Source organism: uncultured Campylobacter sp., assembly GCF_937921625.1.
Lineage (GTDB): Bacteria > Campylobacterota > Campylobacteria > Campylobacterales > Campylobacteraceae > Campylobacter_B.
The window spans coordinates 20,167-27,477 of record NZ_CAKZTI010000017.1 but is presented as its reverse complement, the minus strand read 5'-3'; the positions used below and the strand labels follow the sequence as shown (position 1 = coordinate 27,477).

Genomic DNA, 7,311 nt, shown 5'->3' with positions numbered 1-7,311 from the left:
TCAAGTTCTTCATAATATTTTTTAAGAAAAGTAATATAATTTTGCAATCTTAAAATATCTCTAAATCCAACATGTTTTTTACAAAAATCCCCAACAAATTTTTCATATTCTGTATAAATTTCATAAATTTTATCACTTAAATTTTCGACATTGTATAAAAATTCTTCATCTAGAATCTCTGGAATTCCGCCCACGCGGGTAGAGATCAGCACGGGCGAATAAAAAATACCTTCGATCAAAATCACCGGAAAGCCCTCCTTGCGCGAGCTGATGACGTGTAGGTGCGACGCGGCAAGAGCAGCCGCAACGTCGTCGCAAAAGCCGCACAGCCGCACGCGGTCCTGCAATTTTAGCGAATCGATTAAATTTTGCAAATTTTGCCTCTCGCCGCCCTGACCATAAATTTTAAGCTCGAAATCAAATTTTAGCTCGCTTACGGCGCGAATCAAAAGATCAAAACCCTTGATCTTATCGAGCCTGCCGACCGCAACGATGCTAAATTTAAAATTTCCCGCCGCCGCGTTTGCGCCCTGTTGCGATACGAATACGCTACTAGTCTTATTTTGCGATGCGTCCGCATCGAAAGCCCTATCTTGCGACGCACCCGCAACGCCAGCCGAGTCGCTGCGCGCGTCCTTTGTTTCCTTGAGCGCTTCGTTTGCGGCACCCTCCAAGTCCTTGCAGCGCGCGTAAATTTCACGATTTGCAAACTCCTGTCGCGGCTCTATGCCGAAATATATCACCTTCGCGGCGTGATTTATCGTGGTTGCGACCTTGCGCGAGGCTGCGATGACGTTTCGCACGCGATCGAAAACGGGCGCTTTGCGGTCGTTGTGTTTGGTCGCAACGAGCTTAAGATTTAAAAATTTTTCGACCACGAAGCCGATCTGTGCGGCTTTGGCGCCGTGCGAATGTAAAATTTCAAATCCGCCCGAGCGTAAAAACCGATAAATTTCAACGAACAAAAACGGATTGTAGCGCTTGTCGCGGCTTTTGTACTGATAAATTTGCACGCGCGCATCCAAGCGCTGCAAAAACTCGCATCTATCGGGCACGATGAGCGCCGTCTGCTCACTTTTGCAAAGCTCATTTAGCGAGTCGATCACGATCTTTTCGACGCCGCCGTAAAATCTGGAGCAGCAAAGATAGGCGATTTTCATCTATTTCTGCCCTTCTTTATCTTCAAAATGAAGCTCAAAAGCCCCTGCCTGCCGCTAACCATGATGCGCGGAATTTCAAAATTTGAGTAGTGAGGGCGCAACACATCGTTTTGCGTCGTGACGGCGCAGCTAAAGCCCGCCTCGCGCGCGCAGCGTACGCTAATCTCGTCGTAAAAGCCGAACGGATAGGCAAAGGCGCTGCAAGAAATCTCAAATTTCGCCTCTATTTCACGCTTTGATTCGCTCATCTGACGCAGCTGCTTTTGCGCGTCTAAGCTAGGCAAGTTTGCGTGATCCAGCGTATGCGAGCCGATCTCGATGAGCCCGCTTTGTAAAAGTTCGCGAACCTCCTCGTCGCTTAGCATCTCCTCGCGATTTAGCTCGTCGCTTGATTTTTTCAGATCCTTATCGGTCGCCCAATTCCCGTCAAAGCGCCGGTTTACGATGAAAATCGTCGCCTTAAAGCCGTATTTTTGCAAAAGAGGCAGGGCGCCCGTGAGATTATCGCGATACCCGTCGTCAAAGGTAATGCAAACCGCCTTTGCAGGCTTCTCATTCAAACTCGCAAGCTCGCTTAGAGTGTAGCTCGTAAAGCCGTTTCGCTTCAGCCACGCAAGCTGTTTTTCAAACGCGGCAGGGATCACGCGCAGGCGGTTAAATTTAGAGGCGCGCTTTGGCAGATGCTCGCGGATCATATGATACATCAGCACGCGCGGATACTCGTAAGACAGATCCTTTGCCCACCACGCAAAGCGCAGGCTAAACCACGCAAAAAGCGCCGCAAAAGCCAAAACCGCCGCGTAGATCATCGCTCGATCCTCATGCGATAGGCCAAAAAGCTTAGTATCGTAGCCAGGCTTAGCGCCGCAAAGGAGATCTGATAGACCGCGTTTTTAAAAAACAGCGACGCGCACCAAAGAAGTAGCAGCGTTAAAAATGTGATCCTCCAGCCGCTAAGCGCGCCGTTTTCGTAAAAAAATTTTTTCATATTAAACTCTCATAAACCTTTATCGTTTTTTCTACCATCTGCTCTAGGCTGAAGTTTTGCGAAACGTAGCCGTAGCCGTCAAATTTCAGCTCGCGCGCGGGAGCAAACAGCCCCGCCAGCGCCTGCGCGTCGCCCACGTCAAAAAAATAGCCGTTTTCGCCCTCTCTTACGATATCCAGCGCACCGCCGTGGCGAGTCGCGATCACCGGGCAGTTTAGCGCGATCGCCTCAGCCATCGAGCGCCCGAAGCTCTCGGGCTTGCTTGAAGCGCTTACCGTGACCGACGAGAGCGAGTAAATCTCGGCTACCTTGCTCTGCGAGCCCGTAAAAATTACGCGTTCGCCGAGCCCAAGCCCCTCTACGAGCGATTTTAGCTCGGAAAAATACTCGTCGCGACCCGCTCCTACGCCGCCTACGATCAAAATTTTAAGCTTTTGTTCGTTCGCCAAAGCCGCGGCGCGAATCAGGGTCTTGTAATCCTTAATCTGTGTGATGCGCCCAACGCCCGAGACGATAAAATCATCCTGCGCGAGGTTAAAATTCTGCCGAAATTCCGCGATAAAGTGCTCGTCTAAATTTTTGGGATTAAATTTTTCTAGATCGATGCCGCGCGAAATGATCGTGATCTTGGCTGCATCCGCGCCGTAGCTTCGCACCACGTGATCGCGCGCATAGCCGCTAGGACAGATGATCGCGTCCGCATCGGTCATGATTTTGCTGTAGAAATTTACGGAATTTATCCCATGCACGGTGCTTACGATCTTTGCACGCGGGCGAGCAAATTTAACCAGCCACGCCGGCACGCGGGAGCGGACATGCACGATGTCTGGAGAAATTTCGCTTAAAATTTTACGCAGCCTTAAAACGCGCGCCGGAGCGCTTAGGATACTTTTGGAGCAAACGTCGAGCTGTACGTGCACGCCGCCATCTTTTTCTATCTCTGGCGCCAGTTTACCGCCGTTACTGATAACAAAATTTTCGATGCCGCGCCGTGCAAACTCCCTGTTTAGCTCGACTACGCCGCGCTCGACGCCGCCTTCGTTAAGCTCGGGCAGGATTTGCACGACCCTCATATTTTTATCTCCCTCACAAACGCCCCAAGATCGTACTTTGCAGTCTTTTTCAGCTTCGCGCCCTCGCTGTATCGCCTAGCATAACCCATAGAAACGAGAGCACTTATAAAATCGTTAAATTTATTATGAGCGTCTTTGCGTTTTAAACTCAAAATAGCTACGCTCGCGCTCCCGTTAGATACGGCCTCACTTATCATCGAGACGCTGTCCTCGCTGATAAAGACCCACTCGCACTGCGCCAAAAAATCGCCGATCGGATTTATGGGCTCGCGGCTATAAATCACGCTGTAATCCCAGCTAAGCTTAGCTAGCGCGCTCTCGGTAGCCTGCGGCGTGCGCGGAGAGGTCGTTAGCGCAAACTCGCAGTCCGCAAACTGCGCCCTTACGCCCTCTATCTGCTTTAAAATTTCATCCCCCATCTCAAAGCAGGAATTCGGTCCGCCGATGATAAATCCGATGGATTTGCGCTGCGGCCGGTACAGCCCCTGCGGGCGCGAAAAGCTAAGCGAGACGAGCGAAATTTTTAGATTTGCGCGCGACCTTGGGCGGTCATGCGCCCCTGCGATGATGACGCTAAAATCCTTGCGGTAGCCCTTCGGATACATCAGCGCTACGCTCGATTTTGCGTATCTGCGCGCGTAAAATTTCAGCGCGTAATAGCTCGTAGAGCCCGCGCCTACGAACAGATCGAAATCTGCGAAATTTAAATTGCGATCCGATACGGCGTCTGAATTGGTGCCATTCGGCGCGGCATCTAAATTTACGCTATCCGGCGCGGCGGGACTATTTAAAGCAGAATTGTTTAAATTCGATCTGTTTTTGCAGTCCGTCGCCGTGTCTCCTCCACTGAGATCGCACTTAAAAATTTTAAAATAAAGCCCAAAAAAATCAAGCGCGTAGGAGCAGAGTTTAAGAAGCTTGTTTGCGTAAGCGATCTTGCAAATGCAAAACTCAAGCCCTTTTAGCTCGCAAAATGCGATACTTTGGTTCTCGTGCCCCTTGCGGCCGTCGCTTAAGATGAGCGCTTTTCGATGCGGATTTTTTGGGGCGGACGGATTTGCAGCGGAGTTTTCGCTGTTTAAATTTAATGACCCGCCGCCTGCGCGACATACGCAGCTTGAGGCGCCCGATCTTAAATTTTTACCTTTAAAATTTTCACGCCGCAAAGCACAAGAGGAGCGGCCGCAAACCGATATGAAGTTTTTAAAGTCCGAATTTTTGCCCTTTCGCGCGGCGGCGATCGCTACGAAATTTTCGCGATTTAAAATTTTACCTTCTCGCGCGGCGTTACTTAAATTTTCGACGCTTTGCTCTTTTGCAAAAAGGCACGAGTCCTGCGGTGAGGATAAATTTCTCGCGATGCCCTGTCTGCTCTCGCCTCTTGAAATTTGCCGCGCCATCAGTCCATCTTCCATCGTTTGTGTATCCAAAACCACTGCTGCGGCGCGGTTCGCACGACCTCTTCGAAAATGTCGTTGCACTTTTGCGTGATAAACAGCTCGGCTTCGTCCTTATTTAGCCCTTCAGGTAGCGGCGGGAAATCCTTGATCACGATCTCGTATCGATCATCCTCTCCGCGGCGCGCAAAAATGGGTATCAGCACGGGGCGAAATTTCAAATAAAGCGACGCGATAGTCTTCGTGGTGTAGCACTGTCGTCCAAAAAAGGTCGTAATCAGGCTGTTTTTAGGGCCTGGCTTTTGATCGGGCAGAATGCCTACGTTGTGCCCCTGCTTTAGTGCCTGTACGAGCCTGCGCATCGCATCGTCTTTATAAATGAGGTCGTTGCCGTAGCGCTCACGAAAGGGCGCCACGAGCCGCTCTTCGATCAGCTCGTTATCACTGCGACGCCCGACTACCGAGACAGGAAAGCCGTTGGCGCCGAAAAAATTAGCTAGAATTTCCCAATTTCCAAAATGCGCGGTGAAAAATAAAATCCCGTGCGGATTATCACCTTTTAGCTCTCGGACGCGCTCTAGCGCCTGCTCGCCGTTTGAAATCAGATCATCAAATTTTAGTCTGCCATTGTAAAATAAAAGCGTGTCGGTAAGCGTTCTAGCGATACTGCGAAAATTCTCGATCGCAAGAGAGTGAAGCTCACTTTCGCTTTTTTGCGGATAGGCGGCGCGAAGGTTATCCTGTGCGACTTTAACGCGCCTGCTAAGCTTCCACGATGCAAAAAGTGCGAGCTTGTCGAAAAATGCGAATATGAAGCTTTTCGGCGCGAATTTTGCAAATTTTATCAGACCCAGCGCCAAAAAATATTGGATTTTTTCCTTCATAAAGACCTCATTTTAAATACGAGATTATATTGAATTTTGGCTAATTAGTAGCTAAAACGCTATTTGCCGAGGCAAAAATTGCTAAACATTTCGTCTAGAATTTCGTCTCGCTCAAATGGACGCGAAATACGTGCAATCGCCTCAATCGCGCGATTTATCTCAAATGCAAAAAGCTCAAGCTCGCCGCAAGCCAGGCGCTCGCTCGCATTTTTAAGAGCCGCAAGCGCGCTCTCACAAGATAGAATTTGCCGCTCGTTGCTTAGCATAAGGCCATCGAAATTTTGAGAATTTAAGTAGCTCTCAAGTGCGGTTAAAATTTTATCCACGCCCTCGTTTGCAGAAATTTCAAGTGGCGTAAAAATGGAATTTGCCTGGGTATTTTGCCCAGCAGAATTTATTGCAGAGCTACTAGGCGCGATGGAATTTGCAGGATTTTGTTTGGAATCATCTTTCGTAAAATTCCCCGCAGCACAGCTTGCAGTAACGCGCTCGGTATTTGGCGACACTAGTCCCGCTTTTGCGGCAAAATTCTGCCCCACCAGATTTATGGAATTCGCAAGAGCTATTTGGCTTGTAGGCGCGGAATTTGTGGAAGTAGAATTTTGCGCGCTTAAGTCACGCTTTAAATTTTTAGCTTTTAAATTCTGCACGCAGGAATTTAAAGAAGCGTCGCAGGTCCGACTTTGCTTTAAATTTTCGGCTGCGAAATTCTCTGGTATGGGATTTTTGACTGCGAAATTTTTTGCAGAAAAAGCCTCTAAATCATCGCCAAGATCCTCCGAGCTAGGATGAAATTTACGCGGCAAGTCGCATTTATTTAAAACGTAGATGATTTTTTTGCCTTTTTGTTCGCGCAATATTTTTAGGATCTGCGCGTCCTCAGCATCCCATTCGCGACTTGCGTCAAACACCGCCAAAATCACGTCTGCCTCGCTTGCAGCGCGAAGAGAATATGAAATGCCGATATTTTCGAGCTTTGAGCCGCTGTGTCTGATACCTGCAGTATCGACTATACGGATTAGATGAGTGCCTATTTGCAAGCTTTCTTCGATGAGATCGCGCGTAGTGCCCGCTTCGTCGCTCACGATAGCGCGACTAAAGCTCAGCATAGAATTTAAAATGCTTGATTTACCGACATTGGGCTTACCCACAATCGCTACTTTAAAGCCCTCGATTAGCCCCTTGCGACTGCGGCTGATGCGAGTGATTTTTTCTAGCGAAGCGATATTTTGGCTAAGCATTTCTTGCGAGTTTTGCAGCACATCAGAAGGCAGATCGTCCTCCGCGTAGTCGATGCAAACCTCGACAAAAGCTAGCGTCTTAACCAGAGCCGCGCGCAGATCGCCTATAAAGCACTCAAGCTCGCCGCGCAAATTTCTAGCTAAAATTTTAGCCGCACTTTGCGAGCGCGAGTTTATGAGATCGCTTATTGCTTCCGCTTTGCTAAGATCCATTTTACCGTTTAAAAACGCTCGCTTACTAAACTCACCCGGATTTGCTATGCGCGCGCCCAGAGCCAGCGCGGCATCTAACGCCAAGGATGAAGCCGTAAAGCCGCCGTGGGTCTGCACTTCTACGACATCTTCGCCGGTAAAGCTATGCGGAGCTTTAAAATATATCAAAATCGCCTCGCCGAACGCTTCGCCGCTCGCGTCAAAAAGATTTACAAGCGTGGCATAGCGAGGGCGCAAACAGCTGCGATGTGAAAGGCTTAGAGCGATAGATAGCGCTTCCTCGCCTGAAATTCTAACTATACAAATTCCGCCGATTCCGTGAGCCGTAGCGATAGCGGCGATAGTCTCGCTCACG

General features: G+C 49.2%; 7 protein-coding genes. All 7 read right to left on the bottom strand.

Annotated elements, in window-relative coordinates; genetic code table 11:
• On the bottom strand, positions 1-1,160 hold a 1,160-nt coding region (locus Q0101_RS02410), incomplete at its 3' end, for a glycosyltransferase (protein ID WP_297941957.1).
• Positions 1,157-1,969, bottom strand: coding sequence for a polysaccharide deacetylase family protein (locus Q0101_RS02405; RefSeq protein ID WP_297941954.1), 813 nt, complete (start codon positions 1,967-1,969; stop codon positions 1,157-1,159). The genes Q0101_RS02405 and Q0101_RS02410, both read right to left, overlap by 4 nt.
• Positions 1,966-2,148, bottom strand: coding sequence for a hypothetical protein (locus Q0101_RS02400; protein WP_297941952.1), 183 nt, complete (start codon positions 2,146-2,148; stop codon positions 1,966-1,968). Before Q0101_RS02400 ends, Q0101_RS02405 begins: the two co-directional genes overlap by 4 nt.
• Entirely contained in the window at positions 2,145-3,221 is a 1,077-nt protein-coding gene (locus Q0101_RS02395; RefSeq protein WP_297941950.1) for a glycosyltransferase family 4 protein, read from the bottom strand. The genes Q0101_RS02400 and Q0101_RS02395 overlap by 4 nt, the downstream gene beginning before the upstream one ends.
• A complete protein-coding gene (locus Q0101_RS02390; RefSeq protein ID WP_297941948.1) occupies positions 3,218-4,651 on the bottom strand; it encodes an ELM1/GtrOC1 family putative glycosyltransferase in 1,434 nt (477 codons plus the stop codon). Before Q0101_RS02390 ends, Q0101_RS02395 begins: the two co-directional genes overlap by 4 nt.
• Entirely contained in the window at positions 4,621-5,502 is an 882-nt protein-coding gene (locus tag Q0101_RS02385; RefSeq protein WP_297941946.1) for a lysophospholipid acyltransferase family protein, read from the bottom strand. The genes Q0101_RS02390 and Q0101_RS02385 overlap by 31 nt, the downstream gene beginning before the upstream one ends.
• A 59-nt stretch (positions 5,503-5,561) precedes the next feature.
• A complete protein-coding gene (gene mnmE / locus Q0101_RS02380) occupies positions 5,562-7,310 on the bottom strand; it encodes a tRNA uridine-5-carboxymethylaminomethyl(34) synthesis GTPase MnmE (protein ID WP_297941944.1) in 1,749 nt (582 codons plus the stop codon).
• Position 7,311: the final 1 nt, after the last annotated feature.

Bases quoted from the DNA above. Each gene is read 5' to 3' on its own strand.
- Q0101_RS02405 (WP_297941954.1), bottom strand. From the start codon at position 1,969: ATGATCTACGCGGCGGTTTTGGCTTTTGCGGCGCTTTTTGCGTGGTTT.
- Q0101_RS02400 (WP_297941952.1), bottom strand. From the start codon at position 2,148: ATGAAAAAATTTTTTTACGAAAACGGCGCGCTTAGCGGCTGGAGGATC.
- Q0101_RS02395 (WP_297941950.1), bottom strand. From the start codon at position 3,221: ATGAGGGTCGTGCAAATCCTGCCCGAGCTTAACGAAGGCGGCGTCGAG.
- Q0101_RS02385 (WP_297941946.1), bottom strand. From the start codon at position 5,502: ATGAAGGAAAAAATCCAATATTTTTTGGCGCTGGGTCTGATAAAATTT.